Source organism: Acidovorax cavernicola (assembly GCF_003581445.1).
On record NZ_QXMN01000026.1, the window covers coordinates 46,953 to 65,880 of the forward strand.

The window sequence follows — 18,928 nt, forward strand, 5'->3', positions numbered from 1 at the left end:
CCGGTTGAATCGTCTGACAAGGGGGTGGCGCGTAGAAAAACGCACGCAGCAATGTAGGCGAAATCGAGCCGGGCCGTGTGACCGGGCGGTAAAGCGGCCGGGTATCTCCGGCTGCCGTCAGGCGCCGTAGGCCCGCCGCGCCAGCGCTTCGGCCAGCACCTGGGCCGGGTCGACCAGGCGCAGCCCTGCCACCGCGGCCGAGCCCTGCAAGCCCAACGGCACCTCGGTGCAGCCCATGATGATCGTGACCGGGCCGTGGCGCTCTGCCAGCCGCAGCGCGACCTCGGAGAAGCAGCGTTCGGCCAGCGGCAGGTTGCCGGCCTTCACGCCCTCGAAGATGCCACGCATGATGGTCTGGCGCTCGTCGGCCAGCGGTACGTGGCAGCCCAGGCCCGCCTCGGCCAGCGCCTCTTCATACAGCCGCACGCGGTAGGTGCCTTCGGTGGCCATCAGCGCCACCTCGGTGGCGCCCTGCGCGGCCAGTTGCTGTGCGGTTTCTCGCGCCATATGCAGCAGCTCGACCTGCGGAAAGCGCGCCTGCAGGCTCCCATGCCACGCATGCGCCGTGTTGCAGGCGATGGCCACGGCGCGGCTGCCGAGTGCGGCCAGCCGGCCCAGCGCCTGCAGCATGGGCTCCAGCGGCTGGTGCGCGCCCTGCTCGGCCGAGGCCAGCGCGCCGGTGCGGTCGGGCACCGGCACCTGCGCGAGCCAGTGTTCGGGAAAGGACTGGTCGCGCACCGGCTCGCCGCGCGCGCGCATCTGCTGCGCGCAGGCCTGCACGAAGAGCCGGACGAAGTCGGCGCCCGCCGCGGGGCCCATGCCCCCCAAGATGCCAACTACGTTTGTCGAGACCATGATCTTTCTCTGTTTCAGGAATACCGCGGAACCGGCTTTGCCGGGCCGCCGGTATTGCCCCCGGTAGGGGATTGGCGTAGCGACACGAAGTGCGCGCAGCCTGGGGGCGAACTCAAGTTGCTGGTTTGTCGCTGAAGGCTTTCAGGTTCTCTTTGAGCTGGTCGCTCATCGGCAGATTCAGCGGCACGTTCTTCGGCGGGATCGGCTGCATGAACCACTTGGTGTAGAGCTTCTCGAACTCGCCGCTCTTCATCATGGCGGTGAAGGTGTCGTCCACCAGCTTCTTGAAGGCCGGGTCGTCCTTGGGCAGCATGCAGGCATAGGGCTCGACCTGCAGCGACTCGCCCACCACTTCGTAGTCGGCCGGGTTCTTCGAGTTGGCGATCAGGCCGAACAGCAGGATGTCGTCCATGGCGAAGGCCACGGCGCGGTCGTTCTCGACCAGCAGGAACGCGTCGGCGTGGTCCTTGCCGAGCACGATGTCCATGCCGAGGTTCTTCTCGGCGTTGTACTTGCGCATGACCAGCGCGTTGGTCGTGCCGGTGGTGCTGGCCACGGTCTTCTTCGCGAGGTCGGCGTAGTCCTTGATCTTCGAAGACTTCTTCGTCAGCAGGCGCGTGCCCGTGTAGAAGTGATTGACCGCGAAGGCCACGTCCTTGCCGCGTGCGGTGTTGTTGGTGGTGGAGCCGCACTCCAGGTCGACCGTGCCGTTGGTGATCAGCGGGATGCGGTTCTGCGAGGTGACCGCCATCAGTGCGACCTGCAGGTTGGGCTTGTTCAACTTCTTCTTCACCGCTTCGACCACGGCGTTGGAGAGTTCCACCGAGAACCCGATCGGCTTGTTCGGGCCGTCCAGGTAGCTGAAGGGCACCGACGACTCGCGGTAGGCGAGCGTGATCTTGCCGGACTCGGCGATCTTGGCGAGCGTGTCGGCGGCTTGCGCGGCCGGTGCCGTGAAGAGAACCGCAGCTGCCAGGGAAGCCATCAAAACGGAGAGTTTCATTCGAGCCTTCATTCGGTTGGATTGAACAGACAACCAGTGTAAGAAGGAGTGACACATCGGGACAATTCCAATTAACCCCGGGGTCATGCCCAAAGGTTATGGGCTGGGTTCTTTTGGCATTTCCGGCCGATGCGGGCGCCCTCTACAGTCGCACGCTGTCTTCTTCACTTCCGAAAGTTGCCTCCATGCATGTGTGCGTGCTCGGCGCCGGCATCGTGGGCCTGGCGACCGCCTGGCAACTCGAACGCCAGGGCCACCAGGTCACGGTGATCGACCGCGCGACGCCCGGCGCGGGCGCCAGCGGCGGCAACGGCGCGCAGCTCAGCTACTCGTACGTGCAGCCGCTGGCCGATCCGTCGATCTGGAAGCAGCTGCCCAAGCTGCTGTTCTCCCCCACCTCGCCGCTGAAGCTGCGCCCGCAGCTCGACCCGCTGCAATGGCGCTGGGGCCTGGGCTTCCTCGGCGCCTGCAACGCCGAGACCTCACGCGACACCACCGCGCAGCTGCTGGCGCTGGCAGCCGCGAGCCGCACCGGCTTCGAGGCCATGCAGGCCGACATCGCGCCCGACTGCGATTTCTCCGCCACCGGCAAGCTGGTGCTCTACGCCAGCGAGGCCTCGCTGGCCGGTGCGCGCGCGCAGGTCGAACTGCAGCGCCGCATGGGCAGCGAGCAGCGCATCGTCACGCCCGACGAGTGCGTGGCCATCGAGCCCGCGCTTGCGGACTACCGCGGCCAGATGGCGGGCGCGGTCCACACGCCGAGCGAGTGCGCGGCCGACTGCCTCAAGGTGTGCGCGGAACTGATGCGCGCCTTGAGCGCGCGCGGCGTGCGTTTTGTGCTCGGCGCCGACGTGCACGGCTTCGCGCGCAGTGAAGGACACAAGGGACGCATCGCGGCGGTGCAGACGAGCGAAGGCGACATCGAAGCCGATGCCTTCGTGATGGCGCTGGGCTCGGCCTCGCACAAGCTCGGCCGCGCGCTCGGCGCCTACCTGCCGGTGTACCCGCTCAAGGGCTACAGCATCACGGTCGACGTCGACCCCGCGCCCGGCGCGGCACCGCGCGTGAACGTGACGGACAGCGCGCGCAAGGTGGTCTTCGCGCGCATCGGTTCGCGCCTGCGCGTGGCGGGCATGGCCGAACTCGTGGGACACGACGCGAGCATTCCGGCCACACGCATCGAGACGCTGGCCGATGCCACGCGCGCGGTGTTCCCGCACGCGAGCCGCCTGGCCGAACTGCACCCCTGGACCGGCATGCGCCCCGCCACGCCGAAGGGCCTGCCGATCATCGGGCGGCTGCCGCATGCGCCGTCGAACATGCTGTTCAACACCGGCCACGGCGCGCTGGGTTTCACGCTGGCCTTCGGCTCGGCGCAGCGGATCGCGCAGGCGCTGGACGCTGCGGCCCCGCTGCGCTCCTGAGCTTGCGGCCCAGGCGCCGCCAGCCGATCACCACGCCCGTCAGGCTCAGCAACGCACCGCCCGCACTCAGCGCGATCAGCAGCACATCCCACAGCGGACGGTGTTCGAGCAGCGGCAGCCAGTCCCAGCTGTGCAGCATCGCGAACAGCCAGCGGCTCAGCCGGCGCGTGCGGTCGCTGCGGCCCAACACCGCGCCGGTCTGCGGATCGACGTGGACCCACGTGGCGTGCGTGTCGGCGAACACCACGCGCCAGACGGGCAACGGCTTCTCGCTGCCGCCGGTCATGGTGTGCGCCTCGCGCGTGTAGTAGTGGCTGTCGTAGGCGGTCAGCACGTCGATGCGTGCCACGGGGTCGGGCAGCAGTTGCGCGACGACGGTGCGCAGCGTCGCGGGGTCGATCTGGTGCGGCTGGGCGCTGGCCGCGTCGCGCACCAAGGGCCGACCGCTCGCGGTGCTGGCGAGCACCAGCGTCTGCCCTGCCGCGCGCACCCAGCGCAGTTCGCGGATGTCGCCGCGCGTGGATGCCAGCAATGTGGCGGGCGCTGCATCGCCCGCGTCAACGACCAGCGGCCCGCCCTGCATCGCTTCGGTGCGCAATGCCGGCGCACCGCTGTCGAACACGCGCCAGGGGTTCATCGACATCAACCCGCTGAAGATCCACGTCAGCGTGATGAGCGCGAACAGCAGCCCGCTGATGTGATGCCAGCGCATCATCGTGCCCTGGTACGGCGAGTGCGAGCCGCTCTTGTAGGTGCGCCGGAAGCGCCAGCGCATCACGCCCACCACCGTGCCCGTGAGCGTGACGGCGATGCCGACGATCGACAGCCAGTTGACGATGTCGGCCCAGTAGCGGTCCAGGCCCGTGCCGCGCAGCGGGTACAGCCAGTGGATCCAGGCGCCGGCGTAGTTCCACAGCCGCTCGGCGCGCGGCGCGTCGCGCACCACCTCGCCGGTGCGGCCCGAGATGTACAGCCGCGTGGATGGCGCATCGGACAGGTCGACCACATGCAGCGGGCGGTGCGCATCGAGCCCGCGCGAATGGGTGAAGGCGTCTTCGTCGATGGTGCCCCGGTACGCGAGCACCACGCCCTCGCCCGCATAGGTCTGCGCGCTCAGGAGTGCGCGGGTACGGTCGACCTCGCGCAGCACCGCGCCGGTCTGTGCATCGACGACGACCACGCCGCGCCCCGGCGGCGAACGGCGCGCACCAGGTTCTGCCGCGCGCGCCGGCACCGCGAGGTACACCGCCTGCCCGCCGCTGGCCACAGCCAGCCGCAGGTCCTGCAACGGCCCCGCGATGCCGGCCGCTTCGAGCGCCTGCCGCGGGCCCAGCAACGACACCGAAGCATCGAGCGGCGGCAGGTGCTGCAATCGCTCGGCCTCGGTGAGCTTCGGGTAGCCCACGTACATCATCACCACGCCCGAGACGAACCACATCGCGAAGAAGGCGCAGACGACCACGCCGAGCCAGCGATGAATCAGGAACAACCAGCGCTTGGCATGCATGGCGGTGCTCTCCCGGTTCAGAAGCTCACGCGCAACGACACATCCGCCGTGCGCGGTGCGCCGAGGTAGGCGAAGCCGGCGCCGACGTTCGCGGCATACACGCGATCGGTCGCATTGCGGATGCGGCCCACCACTGTCACCGTCCGGTTCACCTGCCAGCTCAGCCCGAGATCGAGCAGCGTGTAGCCGGGCCAGTGCATCGTGTTGGCGGCATCGGCGTACACCTTGCCGACATGCCGCACACCCGCCGTGGCCTGCAGGCGCGGCGTGAAGGCGTACGACACCCACAGGTTCGCGACCACCGCCGGCGTGTTGGTCGGCGTGCGGCCCGCGAGCGACACACCGCCCTGCCGGAACTGCTCATAGCGCGCATCGACATACGTGAGGTTGCCCTGCAGCGACCACTGCGGCGTGGGCTGCAGCCCGAGCGCCAGCTCCACGCCCTTGGACGATTGCTCGCCGACCAGCACCGTGAGCGCGCTGTTGACCGGGTCCTGCGTCGCGATGTTCTTGCGCCGGATGCTGTAGGCCGCGAGCGTCGCCGTGCCCTTGCCCTGCCAGAAGTCGAGCTTGGTGCCGACCTCGACCTGCTGGCCGGTGGTGAGCTCGCTGTTGTTGCGCACGTCGGCGAACGACGCGGTCGACAGCACGCCCGACGGCGGATCGGCCGCCGTGGCGTACTGCGCGTAGAGGTTGGCGCCGGGCGCGAAGTCCCACACCAGGCCGATACGGCCGGTGGTGGGTTGGTAGCCGCGATGGAAGGTGGCCGGGTTCGACGCATCCACGGTGCGGCGGTTGACCAGGTCGAGATCGATGCGTTCGTGACGCAGCGCCGTCACAAGGCGCAGCGACGGCTGCAGCGCGGTGCGGTTCTCCAGGTACAGCGCGGTGGTCCGCACCTTGTTGTTGCGGTCGGGCCGGAAGCCCGGCGTCATGCCCGGCACGTCGAAGAAGCGCTCGGTGGCGAAAACGTACGGGTTCACCGTGCTCACGGTGCCGGACAGGCTGTTGGGAAAGCGCGTCTGCCGGTTCACGCTGAAGTCCAGCCCGAAAGACCAGTCGCTCTTCAGCCCGCCGATCTGTCCCCTGTAGATGCCTTCGATGCGGTTGCCCCACACGTCCTGGTCGTGCCGCTGCAGCAAGGCGCCCGAGCGGATGACCGCCGTGTTGCGTGCGTTGTAGCGGTAGTTCTCGACGTTGCGGTAGTCGCGCAGCGCGTCGTAGGCATAGAAGGTGTTCCTGAACTGCAACGCATCGCTGGCTTGCCATTCCGTGACCGAGCGCAGCCACTGCACGCGCTGCGCGTAGAGGCCATCGGCACTGTTGTAGTTCTTGAAGCGGGTCCCGCGGTCGATGCGCATCTCGCCGCCCGCCGGGTTCAGCACGGGCGTGCCCCAGTAGGGCCGTGTGACGTCTTCGTCCTGGTACTCGTAGGCCAGCGTGTGCTTCACGCCACCGCCGAAGTCCGACAGCAGCGAGGCCGCGAGCTGCGTCGACTTGTTCTTCGTGCCGTCGGTCCAGCCGTTGGCATCGCGGTGGTTCACGTCGATGCGCGCGTAGTGGCTGCCCGCGCCGCCGTCACCGGCGATGCGGCGGTTCAGGCCGAAGGAGGCTTCCTTCAGGTTCTGGGTGCCGAGCCGCAGCTGCGCCTCGGCGAAGTCGCTGCGCTCGGGGGTCTTGGTGATGTAGTTGATCGAACCGCCCAGCGCGCCCGAGCCGAACAGGAAGCTCGACGGGCCGCCGATGGCCTCGACGCGGTCGTAGATCCAGCTGTCCACCGGACGGGCCGCGATCGAATACTGCAGGTTGATGCCGTTGAACAGCTGCGCGATCGATCCGCTGCCGAAGCCTCGGTAGCTCACGCCGACGTTGCCGGGCGCATCGTGCGCGGTCACACCGGGCACGGCGCGCAGCGCCTCTTGCGTGTTCTGCGCGCCGCGCGCATCGAGCACCGAACGGTTCACCACCGTGACGGACGCGGGCGTCTCGCGCGGCGTCAGGCCCAGGCGGCTCGCGGTGTCGGCGGGCGTGTCGAGATCGATCCGTCCGTTGGGGCGCGGGGCGTCGTCGGCCACCTCGATCAGGGGCAACGAAGACATGGCAGTCTGGGCTTGAACAGGCAGATGGGCAGCACCGAACAAGGCAAGCAACCCCAGGGCGGGGGCACGGGAAAGGGTAGGCATGGCATCTCTCTTGCGGCGGCGCTTGCGAGAAACGTTGAAGCGCAACGCCGGCCGCACAACGACCGGGAACGCACCGCGCAGCCCGTTCAGGCGGCGTCAGGTGCAGGAAGGACGGGGTTCAGGAGAGATGCGTGGGCGGCCCGCGCGCCGGCAGCGGCGAGGCCGTGGCTGCCGCGAGGCGGGCAGCGGGAATCGATTGCAGCGCGCGGCCCAGCGGCAGCGGCGTGGGCAGCGTCACCTGCACGGCGGCGGGCGGCGGGCCGGAGACCATGCACAGCGGGCAATCCATCGCCGCCATGCCGACTTCGGTGGCACCGTCGTCGCCCTGCACGATGAGCTTGACGGTGCCCGCGGCGGAGCACACCAGCTCCATCGCCTGCGGGTTCACGAGCGGCGAGGCGCCCGCAACCAGCAACGACGCCATGAACCACGCCAGCACCAGACGGTGCATTGCGCAGAAGGTTCGAAGGGCGTGCATGGGCGCGGATTATGGCGCGAGGCGAATGCCCCGCATCTTTTTCAGGCGGTCTGCTCGATGGCCTCGCGCATGCAGCGCGTGATGCCGCGCACTGCGACCGAATCGGGCCGGCCCGCGAAGCGCAGCGCGCGCACCGGCACCGGAATGTGCGGCTCCAGCGTCAGCACGTCGACCTTGGTGCGATCGGCCGAACGCGCCGTGCAGCCGTCGACCAGCGCCACGCCCAGCCCGTGATGCGCCATGGCCAGGGCCGCGTGGTAGGTCTGCACCGTGACCACGGCCTGCTGGAAGCCCACGCCGGCCTGCCGGCAGGCCTGGCTCAGGCTGGTGCCGACCGGGTCGCGGCCGTCGAGGCCGATCACCGGGCGGTCGATGAGGTCGTGCAGCGCCACCGAGCCATTGCGCACCAGCGCGCGCGGCAGCATGCCCTTGGGCGCGACGCACACCATGCGGCTGTCGGCCAGAGTTTCCTGCGTGAGCGAAGGATGCACGGCGGGGCTGAAAGCAAAGCCCACGTCGGCTTCCTGCAGCAGCAGCGCCGACATGATCTGCGGTGAGTGCAGCGACTCGACCGTGATCGCATAGCCCGGATGCATCTCGCGGAAAGCCTTGAGCGCGCGCGGCAGGATTTCGTAGCTCAGCGCGAGCACGCTGAGGATGCGCAGCTCGCCGGTGTCGTTGCCCGCGCGCAGGTTCGCCGCCAGGCGCTGCACCTCGTCGAGCTGCGCGAAGAGCCGCTCGATGTGCGGATACAGCGTGAGCGCCTCGATGGTCGGCGTGAGCCGCCCCTTGGCGCGCTGGAACAGCGGAAAGCCCAGCTGCAGCTCGGCGTGCTGCAGCGTGCGGCTCACGGCCGGCTGCGTGATGTTGATCAGCCGCGCAGCCGCGCTCACGCTGCCCGCGAGCATGATCGCGTTGAAGACCTCGATGTGGCGCAGCCGCATGGCCGACAGTGGTGGGTGACGCTCAGCGGACGGTGGTCTTGCCGGTGGCGATGTCCATCACCATGCGCACACCCAGGTACAGGCGAGGCTCGATGGAATCGATCAGCACGTACTCCGCATCCGCCGTGTGCGCGCCGAAGCCCTGCAGGCCGAAGCGCTCGATGACCGGAGCCTTCGTCTTGAGCGAGGCGAATGCCGCGTCGGTGCCACCACCGGCCGCCTTGTCGTCCGCGCCCAGCGGGCGGCCCAGCTCATCCTTGTAGATCGCCTGCGCATGCTTGGCCAGCGCGCGCGAGGCGTCGGTGGCTTCCAGCGGCGGACGGCGGCGCTCGAACTTCAGCTCGACCTTGGCATCGGGCACCAGCTGCTTCTTCACGCGCTCGTTGACCTGCTGCTCGATGCGGTCGTAGTCGGCCACCTTGAGCACGCGCACGTCGGCGCCCGCCGTGGCGCTGGCCGGGATCACGTTGCGGTTGGTGCCTGACTTGGAGATGGTCCAGTTCATCTTCAGGCCCGTGGCCGGGTCGGACAGATCGCGCATCTGCAAAATTTGATGCGACAGCTCGTACAGCGCGTTCACGCCCAGCTCGGGCGCCGAGCCCGCATGCGAGGCCTTGCCCGAGACGTTCAGCATGACCGAGGCGATGCCCGCAGTGGCCAGCGAGAGCTTGTCGTCCTTGATCGATGCGCCCTCGAACGACAGCACGGCATCGTGCTCTCCGCCCAGCTTGGTGAGCAGCGCGCGCGAACCCGGAGAGCTGATTTCCTCGTCGCCGTTGATCAGCACGGTGAGCGTGCCGTAGTCCTTGAACTTCAGCGCCTGCAGCATGGCCACGAGGTGCGTGATGACGGCCACGCCCTGCTTGTCGTCGGCGATGCCCAGGCCATAGGCCTTGTCGCCGTCGATGCGGAACGGTTGCTTGTTGAGCATGCCGACGGTGTAGACCGTGTCCATGTGCGCGATGAGCATGATCTTCTTCGTGCCCGTGCCCTTGAAGGTGGCGCGCACCACGCGGCCGATTTTCTCGGGCGTGTCTTCCATGCGGTAGGCCCCGGCGCTCGGGTCGATCAGCTCGACCTCGCCGCCCAGCGCCTTGAACTTGGCGGCGATGAGGTCGGAAATCTTCTCCAGACCTTCGATGTCGCGGCTGCCCGATTCGATGGAGACCAGCTCCTTCAGCGTGTCGAGCAGCGGTTGCTTCTGCGCAGCGGCCAGCTCGGCGATGCGCTGGTCGGGCGCTGCCGCGGCGGCACCGGCCAGCAGCATCGGCAGCAGTGCGCGAACAAGCGTGCGGGAGGGGTGGAAAAGCATGTCGTGGTCTCCTGAGGGTGTGTGGGCGGGGTTGTCGGATACGGGACGCAGCGGCCCGCGGGCGCTCACTCGCGCACGAGCCGGACCCCGAGGCGCGCGGGCCAAGCCTCGCAATATATGTCACCGCCGCCGCCCAGCACCCAGCCGCCGAGCGCTGCGCGGGCGGTCGAGCTTGCGGGGCTGCCGCCGCAGACGCTGGAAGAGCGATAGCCCGCGCGCAGCAGCTGCGCGCCCGATGCCGGAAAGTCGGCGGCGGGGATGTCCAGCTTCTTGAACCAGCGCTCGGGCAGGCTGTTCACCTCCTTGATGGTGGGCAGGCGCCAGCCCTGCTGCCGGCTCGCCAGCAGCAAGGCCTGCACCTGGTTGTAGCCCCGGGCCGTCCCGGTGCAGCGCTTGCCGTTCCACACCTGCGGCTCTTCGCAGCGGCGCCATGCCAGGCCGGTATGGCGGTCCTCGACCACACCGCCGGGCACGCCGCGCTCATCGGGTGCTTCGTGCCAGCGGCCGGTCTCCGGCGGCTCCGCGCCCCGCACCAGACGGATGAACAGCGGCTGCGGCTTGCGCTCCATCCTGCGGTTGCAGCTGTACACAAAGCCCGTAATGAAATTCACGCACCAGATGCGGCTCTGGTCGTCGGGCTCCGAGGTCAGGTAGTTCCCCGGCACCGTGTTCGGAAACCAGCGCACATCGACGATCACGTGTCGGGCCAGCGGCAGCCCGAGCTGCAGGTCGGGGTTCGTCTTCCCGCCCAGGTCGACCAGGCCATGCAGCTCGGCCACCGTGGGCAGGCGCCAATCGGCGTAGCCGCACAGGCGCATCGCGTTGACCTGCGCCACGTAGGCCATCGCGTCGCCCGGTCGGGCATCGCCGTAGTAGGAATAGGCGTCGGTGTTGGCCCGGCTGCCCGGCGCCGGCTCATGCTGCAGACCGTAGGTGCTGAGCAGCGTGCCGGTGCCCTGCGGACCGAAGGTGGTCATCATCCAGTGCAGCTTGCCGCTGTCGGGCTTGCCCTCCCAGACCAGGCCCGAGGCCCGGTCGCGCACGCACGAGGTCAAGGGGTAGCCGGCCACGGCCTCGTAGTGGGGGCGGGCCGTGCCTGGCATGCCGTCCTGCTTGGGGATCAGGGTCAGCGGTCCGGTGTCCGCGCAGGCCTGGGGCGTCGGCCAGCCGTCCAGCTTCGGGTCCAGGGTCAGGCAGGTCTGCACGCCGGTCGGCGGCACCTTCGCCATCTCACCGGCCACGGCAGGCGCAGTGACCAATGCGGCCAGGGCACCTGCCGTGGCGAGGACCCGCGCCAGGCTCAATGCGCCTTGTCCCAGTTGGGACCGACGCCGATCTCGGCGAGCAGCGGCACCTTGAGCGCCGCCACGCCGGCCATCAGGCGCGGGATTTCGGTGCGCACCCATTCGACCTCGGCCTCGGGCACTTCGAACACCAGTTCGTCATGCACCTGCATGATCATTCGGGTGCCGCGCTTCTCGGCGTCGAGCACGTTCTGCACCTTGACCATGCTGAGCTTGATGAGGTCGGCCGCCGTGCCCTGCATCGGCGCGTTGATGGCCGCGCGCTCGGCGCCGCCGCGGCGCGGACCGTTGGGCGAGTTGATCTCGGGCAGGTACAGGCGCCGGCCGAACACGGTCTCGACATAGCCCTGCTCCTTGGCGAGCGCCTTGGTCTCGTCCATGTAGGCCTTCACGCCCGGGTAGCGCGCGAAGTAGCGTTCGATGTACGAAGCCGCGGCCTTGGTCTCGATGCCCAGGTTCTTCGCCAGCCCGAAGCTGCTCATGCCGTAAATGAGGCCGAAGTTGATGACCTTGGCGTAGCGACGCTGCTCGCTCGACACCTGGTCGGGCGTGGAGCCGAACACTTCGGCGGCCGTGGCGCGGTGCACGTCGACGCCGTCGGTGAAGGCGCGCAGCAGCGATGCGTCGCCGCTGATGTGGGCCATGATGCGCAGTTCGATCTGCGAGTAGTCGGCGCTGGCGATCACGCTGCCCGCCGGTGCCACGAAGGCTTCGCGCACGCGGCGGCCTTCGGGCGTGCGGATCGGGATGTTCTGCAGGTTGGGGTCGTTGCTGCTCAGGCGGCCCGTGACGGCCACGGCCTGCGCGTAGTGCGTGTGCACGCGACCGGTGCGCGGGTTGGCCAATTGGCCGAGCTTGTCGGTGTAGGTGCCCTTGAGCTTCGAGAGGCCGCGGTGCTCCAGGATCTTGGCGGGCAGCGGGTAGTCTTCCGCCAGTTTCTCCAGCACCTCTTCGTCGGTGCTGGGCGCGCCGCTCGGCGTCTTCTTGACGATGGGCAGGCCCAGCTTGGTGAAGAAGATCTCGCCGATCTGCTTGGGCGAACCGAGGTTGAAGGGCTGGCCCGCGATGTCGTAGGCCTCCTGCTCCAGCGCCATGATGCGCGTGCCGAGGTCGTGGCTCTGCGCGGCGAGCGTGGGCGCATCGATGAGCACGCCGTTGCGCTCGATGCGGTACAGCGCCTCGCTCGAATCCATTTCGAGCTGGTAGATGAAACGCAACTGCTCGTTCTTCTCCAGCTGGGGCCACAGCGTGCGGTGCACGTCGAGCGTCTGGTCGCTGTCCTCGCACGAATACTCGGCGGCCTTGGCGATGTCGACCTGGCTGAACGGGATCTGGTGCGCACCCTTGCCGCACAGGTCTTCGTACGAGATGCCGCTGCGTCCCAAATGGCGCTCGGCCAGGCTCGACAGGCCGTGCGGCTTGTGCACTTCGAGCACGTAGCTTTGCAGCATGGTGTCGTGCGCGTAGCCCTGCACCTCGATGCCGTGGTTGGCGAACACGTGGCGGTCGTACTTGATGTGCTGGCCGAGCTTCTTCTTCGCGTCGTTCTCGAGCCAGGGCTTCAGCTTGGCGAGCACCTCGTCGATCGGCAGCTGCGCGGGGGCGTCCGGGTAGTTGTGGGTCAGCGGGATGTACGCAGCCTCGCCCGGCGTGACGCTGAAGCTGATGCCCACGATCTGCGCGACCATCTCGTCGAGCGAGGTGGTCTCGGTGTCGATGGCCGTGAGTTCGGCGGCCTCGAGCTTCGCAAGCCAGGCGTCGAACTGCGACCATTCCATGATCGTGTCGTAGGCGAGGTTGCTCGCGGGCGCGGCCGCCTCCTGCGCGTCGAGTTCGGAAGGCTCGTCGAACAGGCCGCCCTGGTCGCGGTCGACCTTGGAGGCGGTCTTCTTTTTGGCGTTCTCTTCGATCAGCTCGGGTGGCACCTCTTGGGCTTCGAGCGACTTGACCAGGCTCTTGAAACCGAACTTCTCGTAGAAGGGCTTCAGCTCGGCCGTCTGCGGCGCGCCGACGGGCAGGCCTTCGAGCGACGGCAGGCCTTCGACATGACCGTTCAGATCGCAGTCGGTGCGGATGGTGACGAGGCGCCTGCTCAGCGGCAGCTTGTCGAGCGCCTGGCGCAGGTTTTCGCCGGCGGCGCCCTTCACCTCAGCCGCGCGTTCGACCAGCGCATCGAGCGAGCCGTATTCGAGCAGCCATTTCGCGGCCGTCTTGGGGCCGACCTTCGGCACGCCGGGCACGTTGTCGACGGTGTCGCCGATGAGCGTCTGGTAGTCGACCATGAGGCTGGGCGGCACGCCGAACTCGGCCGTCACGCCGGCGATGTCGCGCTTCTTGCCGTTCATCGTGTCGATGATGGTGATGTGCTCGTCGACCAGCTGGCTCAGGTCCTTGTCGCCGCTGGACACGATCACTTCGACGCCCTGCGCTGCCGCCACCTTGGCCAGCGTGCCGATCACGTCGTCGGCCTCGACGTCGGGCACCGTGAGCACCGGCCAGCCGAGCAGCTTGACCACTTCATGGATGGGGTCGATCTGGCTGCGCAGGTCGTCGGGCATCGGCGAGCGGTTGGCCTTGTACTCGGGGTACCAGTCGTCGCGGAAGGTCTTGCCGGGGGCGTCGAAGATGCAGGCCGCGTAGTCGGCGCGCACCTCGCGGCGCAGCGCGGTCATCATGTTGATCATGCCCCGGATCGCCCCGGTCGCCGGGCTCTTCGGGTCGCCGGGCACGGCGCGCAGATCGGGCATCGCGTGGAAGGCCCGGTACAGGTAGCTCGAGCCATCGACGAGCAGCAGCGTTTTCTTGTCGGTCATCGGGGCATTTTGCCGTGCCCGGAGCGGCGTCCGGAACGACGAAAGGGTCGGCTGGCGGCCGACACGCCGTCAGCGGGTGCGCGCCTACAATCCGCGCATGCCTAGCTCCCCACTCCTGGTCGCCCGCCGCATCCTGCTGGCGCTGGCTTTCGCCACCCCCTTTGCCGCCCTTGCGCAGGCGCCGGCCGCGCCCGCCGCCCAGCCGGCACCGGCGGAATCGCTACAAAATCAGGAGCAGGCCGACGGCCGGCGCAACCAGAAGGTCGAGCACATCCATACGGAAGACAGCGGCGCCTCGGTCGACGAGGTGCGCTATGGCGGCCGCACGCAGAGCATCAACGTCAAGCCCAAGTCGAACATGCCCGGCTACGAAGTGCTGCCCAACGACGGCGGCAGCGCCCGCCCCGGCACGAGCGGCGACGCGAACAGCGGCGGCAACGGCCCGCGTGTCTGGAACGTGCTGAAGTTCTGACCGTGACCTCGTCGTTCTCCTTCCCGGCCACCCTCTTCTCTCCCGCAGTCGCCGCCCGGCGCTGAGCATCCCCATGGCAGTTTTTACCGAAGTCCAGTTCGGCGAGGCAGACGCGCTCGTCCAGCGCCTTGGCATGGGCGCCCTGCGCGAACTGCGCGGCATCGAGGGCGGCATCGAGAACACCAACTACTTCGCCACCACCGAGTCGGGCGAGTTCGTGCTGACGCTGTTCGAGCGCCTGAGCGCCGAGCAGCTGCCGTACTACCTTTGCCTGATGAAGCACCTGGCCGGTGCCGGCCTGCCGGTGCCCGCTCCCGTGGCCGATCCGGCCGTTGCGCCGCCGACCGGCCATGCGCTGTCGATCCCCGCGCAGGCGCCCTGCGAGCTGCTGCACAGCGTGGCCGGCAAGCCGGCGGCGCTGGTGCAGAAACTCTCGGGCCGCAGCGAGCTGGCCCCCACGGCCGCCCATTGCGCCGAACTGGGCGCCACGCTGGCGCGCATGCACCTGGCCGGGCGCGACTACCCGCGCATCCAGCCGAACCTGCGCGGCCTGCCCTGGTGGAACGAAACCGCTCCCGTGGTGCTGCCCTACGTGGACGAGGCGCAATCCGCGCTGCTGCGCGCCGAGCTGGCCTACCAGAACCACGTCGCCGAATCGTCGGCCTATGCGGCGCTGCCGCGCGGCCCCGTGCATGCCGACATGTTCCGCGACAACGTGATGTTCGCGACCGACGGCGACGCCGATGCGCCGCCACGCCTCACCGGCGTGTTCGATTTCTACTTCGCCGGCACCGACACCTGGCTGTTCGACCTGGCCGTGTGCCTGAACGACTGGGCCATCGACCTGCCCAGCGGCCGGCATGACGCCGCCCGCGCCGACGCCCTGCTCGTCGCCTATGAAGGCGTGCGCGCGTTGAATGCTTCCGAGCGCGCCCTGCTGCCCGCGATGCTGCGCGCCGCCGCGCTGCGCTTCTGGATCTCGCGCCTGTGGGACTTCCACCTGCCGCGCGAGGCCAGCATGCTCAAGCCCCACGACCCGACGCACTTCGAGCGCGTGCTGCGCGAGCGCGCCACCCATCCGCACGCCATCGCCCACGTCCTCGAGCCGGTGATGGCGGCCGCCTGACCTTCTGCACATGAAACTCAACCTCGTGCCGGCGCGCACCGGCTTCGACTGGGTCCGCCTCGGGCTCAAGACCTTCTGGCGTCAGCCGCTGGCCTTCATCTCGCTGTTCTTCATGCTGATGGCGCTGATCTCGACCGCGTCGATGCTGCCCGTGCTCGGCAGCGTGCTCGCGCCGATCCTGCTGCCCTTCCTGACGCTCGGCCTGATGGTCGCGACCTCCGTCGCCGCCACCGACAACGCCGACGGCTTGGGCAGCACAGGTGACCCGGGCCGTCCCACGGGCTCGGCCATGTTCATCGCGGTGTTCGATGCCATGCGCACCGAATGGCGCTCGCTGGTGGTGCTGGGCGTGATCTCGGCCGTGTACTTCGTCTTGGCAGTCACGCTCACGGCACTGATCGACGGCGGCCAGCTCATGCGCGCCTATCTCTTCGACGAAGTGGTGACGCCCGAAATCATGAAGAGCAGCGAATTCCTCACCGCGCGCACGATGCTGATGTGCCTGAACCTGCCGCTGTCGCTGGCCATGTGGCACGCACCGGCGCTGGTGCACTGGCACCGCGTGGAACCGGTGAAGAGCACCTTCTTCAGCATCGTCGCGCTGTTCCGCAACTTCGGCGCCTACGCGCTGTTCGGCCTGGCGTGGTTCGGCGTGTTCATGGCCGCGGGCATCGCCATCGGCCTGCTCGCCACCGTGCTGATCGGCGTCGGCGCCATGGGCTCCGACGGTGCGGCCCTGGCCATCGGCAACATCCTGATGATCGGCACGGCGCTGGTGCTCGCGGCGATGTCGCTGGCCTCGACCTGGTTCACCTTCCGCGACAGCTTCGACGCGAACTGAGCCTCTATCGCCCGTATTGCCCGCTGCCCTTTCGGGCGGGCGGGCCTGCCGGGCTCAGACCGGCGTGAGCTTGGCCACTGACAGCGCCAGCCACTTCACACCGTGACGCGCAAACTTCACCTGCGCCCGCGCGTCGTCCCCAGTGCCTTCGAGCGCCGTCACCGTGCCCTCGCCGAACTTGTTGTGGAACACCTGCATGCCTGAACGCAGGCCATGCGATGGCGCGGCCTTCTGCGGCGGCACGGGCGGGCTCGCGAAAGTGTCCTTGCCGGCGCTGCTGCCACCAGCGCTGTAGCGGTTGCCACCGCCGTAGCCTCCACCGCCGCCGTAGGCTCCGGAGCCGCCACGCGTGCTGCCGTAGCCACCGCCATAACCGAAGGCCGAGGGTGCGAAGCCCTGGTTCTTCGGCGTGAGCCACTTGAGCGCGCTTTCCGGCAGCTCGTCGAAGAAGCGGCTCTTGACGTTGTAGCGGGTCTGGCCGTGCAGCATGCGCGTCTGCGAGTGGCTCAGGTACAGACGCTTGCGCGCCCGCGTAATCGCCACGTACATCAGGCGGCGCTCTTCCTCCAGGCTCTCGAAATCGCTCAGCGAGTTCTCGTGGGGGAACAGGCCCTCTTCCATGCCGGTGATGAACACGCAGTCGAACTCCAGGCCCTTGGCGGCGTGCACGGTCATGAGCTGCACCGCGTCCTGCCCGGCCTGTGCCTGGTTGTCGCCCGACTCGAGCGCCGCATGCGTCAGGAAAGCCGCGAGCGGGCTCAGCGTTTCGCCGGTTTCCGCATCGGGCGCCAGCGGCTCGTCGAGCACCGGGCGGCTGGGGTCGAGGCCCTGGCTCGCTGGCGACTGGCGCAGCTCGTCGACCGGCAGCGCCACGGCATCGCGGCCGAAGCCTTCCTGCGTGACGAAGCTCTCGGCCGCGTTCACGAGTTCGTCCAAGTTCTCGATGCGGTCGGCGCCTTCGCGGTCGGCCTTGTAGTGCTCGACAAGGCCGCTGTGGTCGAGCACCAGCTCGATGATCTCGCGCAGGCTCACGCCTTGGGTCTGTTCGCGCAGCACGTCGATCTTGGCGACGAAGGCCGTGAGGTTCGCCCCCGCCTTTCCGCCGACCGCGCTCACGGCGTCGTGCAACGAACGCCCGGCGGCGCGCGCCGCGTCCTGCAGGCTTTCGAGCGTGCGCGCGCCGATGCCGCGCGGCGGGAAATTGACGACGCGCAGGAAGCTGGTGTCGTCGTCCTTGTTCTCCAGCAGGCGTAGATAGGCCAACGCGTGCTTGATTTCGGCACGCTCGAAGAAGCGCAGGCCGCCGTACACGCGGTACGGCACCGAGGCGTTGAACAGCGCCGTTTCGATCACCCGGCTCTGCGCGTTGCTGCGGTAGAGCACGGCCATTTCCTTGCGGTCGAAGCCGTCGCGCGTCAGCTGGCGCATTTCCTCGACCATCCATTGCGCCTCGGCGAGGTCGGTGGGCGATTCATACACGCGCACCGGTTCGCCGGGGCCCTGGTCCGTGCGCAGGTTCTTGCCCAGGCGCTTCTTGTTGTTGCTGATGAGCTGGTTGGCCGAGTCGAGGATGTTGCTGTAGCTGCGGTAGTTCTGCTCCAGGATGATCTGGTGGCGCACGTTGAACTCGCGCACGAAGTCGGTCATGTTGCCCACGCGCGCGCCGCGGAAGGCGTAGATGCTCTGGTCGTCGTCGCCCACGGCGATCACGCTGTTGTGCTCGCCCGGCGTGAAGTGGCCGCCGGCGGCGGTGTGGCCCGAGAGCATCTTCAGCCATGCGTACTGCAGGCGGTTGGTGTCCTGGAACTCGTCGACCATGATGTGGCGGAAGCGCCGCTGGTAGTGCTCACGCACCGGGTCGTTGTCGCGCAGCAGTTCGTAGCTGCGCAGCATCAGCTCGCCGAAGTCGACCACGCCTTCGCGCTGGCACTGCTCTTCGTAGAGCTGGTAGAGCTCGACCTTCTTGCGGTCGTCGTCGCTGCGGGCCTCGATGTCGCCGGGGCGCAGGCCGTCTTCCTTGGCCCCGGCAATGAACCACTGCGTCTGCTTGGCGGGAAAGCGCTCGTCGTCGACGTTGAACTGCTTCATCAGGCGCTTGATGGCCGAGAGCTGGTCCTGCGTGTCGAGGATCTGGAAGGTCGAGGGCAGGTTGGCCAGCTTCCAGTGCGCGCGCAGCAGGCGGTTGCACAGGCCGTGGAAGGTGCCGATCCACATGCCGCGCACATTGACCGGCAGCATCGCGGTCAGTCGCGTCATCATTTCCTTGGCGGCCTTGTTGGTGAACGTCACGGCCAGGATGCCGCCGGCGGACACCTGCCCCGTCTGCAGCAGCCACGCGATGCGGGTGGTGAGCACACGGGTCTTGCCTGAACCGGCACCGGCGAGGATGAGCGCATTGCCCGCGGGCAGCGTGACGGCAGCAAGCTGCTCGGCGTTGAGGTTGTTCAGCAACGGCGAGGCAGGGCCGCCCGAATCGGCTGCGGACGCGCCGGAAAACAGGTCGTGAGGGAGCATGGGCTCCATTGTAGAAAGCTGCCCCATCGCAGGTGCCGGGGCGCCGGGTTGGCCTTGCAGGCATGACCTGGATCAAGGCAGGGCCTCCTGGCGTGCGCAGGCCTGCCGTTCTTGCGGCAGATCAAGCAGCGTGGTCTTGCCGGGCGGGAGAC

The 18,928-nt window shown here is 68.4% G+C and carries 14 protein-coding genes; 4 read left to right on the forward strand and 10 right to left on the reverse strand.

Annotation, left to right across the window (positions count from 1 at the left end):
• Nucleotides 1–117: 117 nt before the first annotated feature.
• Nucleotides 118–855: an aspartate/glutamate racemase family protein gene (locus D3H34_RS19785; protein ID WP_119555948.1), complete on the reverse strand. Its 738-nt coding sequence runs from the start codon at nt 853–855 to the stop codon at nt 118–120.
• 112 nt (nt 856–967) lie between these two features.
• Entirely contained in the window at nt 968–1,858 is an 891-nt protein-coding gene (locus tag D3H34_RS19790; RefSeq protein WP_119555949.1) for a transporter substrate-binding domain-containing protein, read from the reverse strand.
• Nucleotides 1,859–2,043: 185 nt separating this feature from the next.
• On the opposite strand from D3H34_RS19790, the gene D3H34_RS19795 reads away from it, so the two are divergent.
• Entirely contained in the window at nt 2,044–3,282 is a 1,239-nt protein-coding gene (locus D3H34_RS19795; RefSeq protein ID WP_119555950.1) for a D-amino acid dehydrogenase, read from the forward strand.
• Here D3H34_RS19795 and D3H34_RS19800 read toward each other — a convergent pair.
• From D3H34_RS19800 to polA, 7 genes are all read right to left on the reverse strand, one after another.
• The gene (locus D3H34_RS19800) at nt 3,212–4,789 is read right to left on the reverse strand and encodes a PepSY domain-containing protein (protein WP_119555951.1); all 1,578 of its coding nucleotides are present in this window, start codon (nt 4,787–4,789) and stop codon (nt 3,212–3,214) included. The genes D3H34_RS19795 and D3H34_RS19800 overlap by 71 nt on opposite strands.
• 17 nt (nt 4,790–4,806) lie before the next feature.
• Nucleotides 4,807–6,972 carry a TonB-dependent receptor gene (locus D3H34_RS19805; protein ID WP_119555952.1) on the reverse strand — a complete coding sequence of 722 codons (2,166 nt, stop codon included), beginning with the start codon at nt 6,970–6,972 and terminating at the stop codon, nt 4,807–4,809.
• 118 nt (nt 6,973–7,090) lie between these two features.
• Nucleotides 7,091–7,450, reverse strand: coding sequence for a hypothetical protein (locus D3H34_RS19810; RefSeq protein WP_119555953.1), 360 nt, complete (start codon nt 7,448–7,450; stop codon nt 7,091–7,093).
• A 41-nt stretch (nt 7,451–7,491) separates the two neighbouring features.
• Nucleotides 7,492–8,394 (reverse strand): LysR family transcriptional regulator, encoded by a 903-nt coding sequence (locus D3H34_RS19815; RefSeq protein WP_119555954.1) that lies wholly within the window; start codon nt 8,392–8,394, stop codon nt 7,492–7,494.
• 22 nt (nt 8,395–8,416) lie between these two features.
• Nucleotides 8,417–9,706: a M20/M25/M40 family metallo-hydrolase gene (locus D3H34_RS19820; protein ID WP_119555955.1), complete on the reverse strand. Its 1,290-nt coding sequence runs from the start codon at nt 9,704–9,706 to the stop codon at nt 8,417–8,419.
• Between the two features lie 65 nt (nt 9,707–9,771).
• A complete protein-coding gene (locus tag D3H34_RS19825) occupies nt 9,772–11,010 on the reverse strand; it encodes a DUF1566 domain-containing protein (RefSeq protein ID WP_167481242.1) in 1,239 nt (412 codons plus the stop codon).
• The gene (polA, locus tag D3H34_RS19830) at nt 11,007–13,823 is read right to left on the reverse strand and encodes a DNA polymerase I (protein ID WP_119555957.1); all 2,817 of its coding nucleotides are present in this window, start codon (nt 13,821–13,823) and stop codon (nt 11,007–11,009) included. The genes D3H34_RS19825 and polA overlap by 4 nt, the downstream gene beginning before the upstream one ends.
• Before the next feature lie 97 nt (nt 13,824–13,920).
• On the opposite strand from polA, the gene D3H34_RS19835 reads away from it, so the two are divergent.
• The 3 genes from D3H34_RS19835 (at nt 13,921) to D3H34_RS19845 (ending at nt 16,262) form a co-directional block, all read left to right on the forward strand.
• On the forward strand, nt 13,921–14,295 hold the full coding sequence (locus D3H34_RS19835) for a hypothetical protein (RefSeq protein WP_119555993.1): 375 nt from the start codon (nt 13,921–13,923) through the stop codon (nt 14,293–14,295).
• A gap of 73 nt (nt 14,296–14,368) precedes the next feature.
• Entirely contained in the window at nt 14,369–15,421 is a 1,053-nt protein-coding gene (locus D3H34_RS19840; protein ID WP_119555958.1) for a homoserine kinase, read from the forward strand.
• Between the two features lie 10 nt (nt 15,422–15,431).
• Nucleotides 15,432–16,262 carry a BPSS1780 family membrane protein gene (locus tag D3H34_RS19845; protein WP_119555959.1) on the forward strand — a complete coding sequence of 277 codons (831 nt, stop codon included), beginning with the start codon at nt 15,432–15,434 and terminating at the stop codon, nt 16,260–16,262.
• Between the two features lie 54 nt (nt 16,263–16,316).
• Here D3H34_RS19845 and D3H34_RS19850 read toward each other — a convergent pair whose 3' ends face one another.
• On the reverse strand, nt 16,317–18,776 hold the full coding sequence (locus D3H34_RS19850) for a UvrD-helicase domain-containing protein (RefSeq protein ID WP_119555960.1): 2,460 nt from the start codon (nt 18,774–18,776) through the stop codon (nt 16,317–16,319).
• Nucleotides 18,777–18,928: the final 152 nt, after the last annotated feature.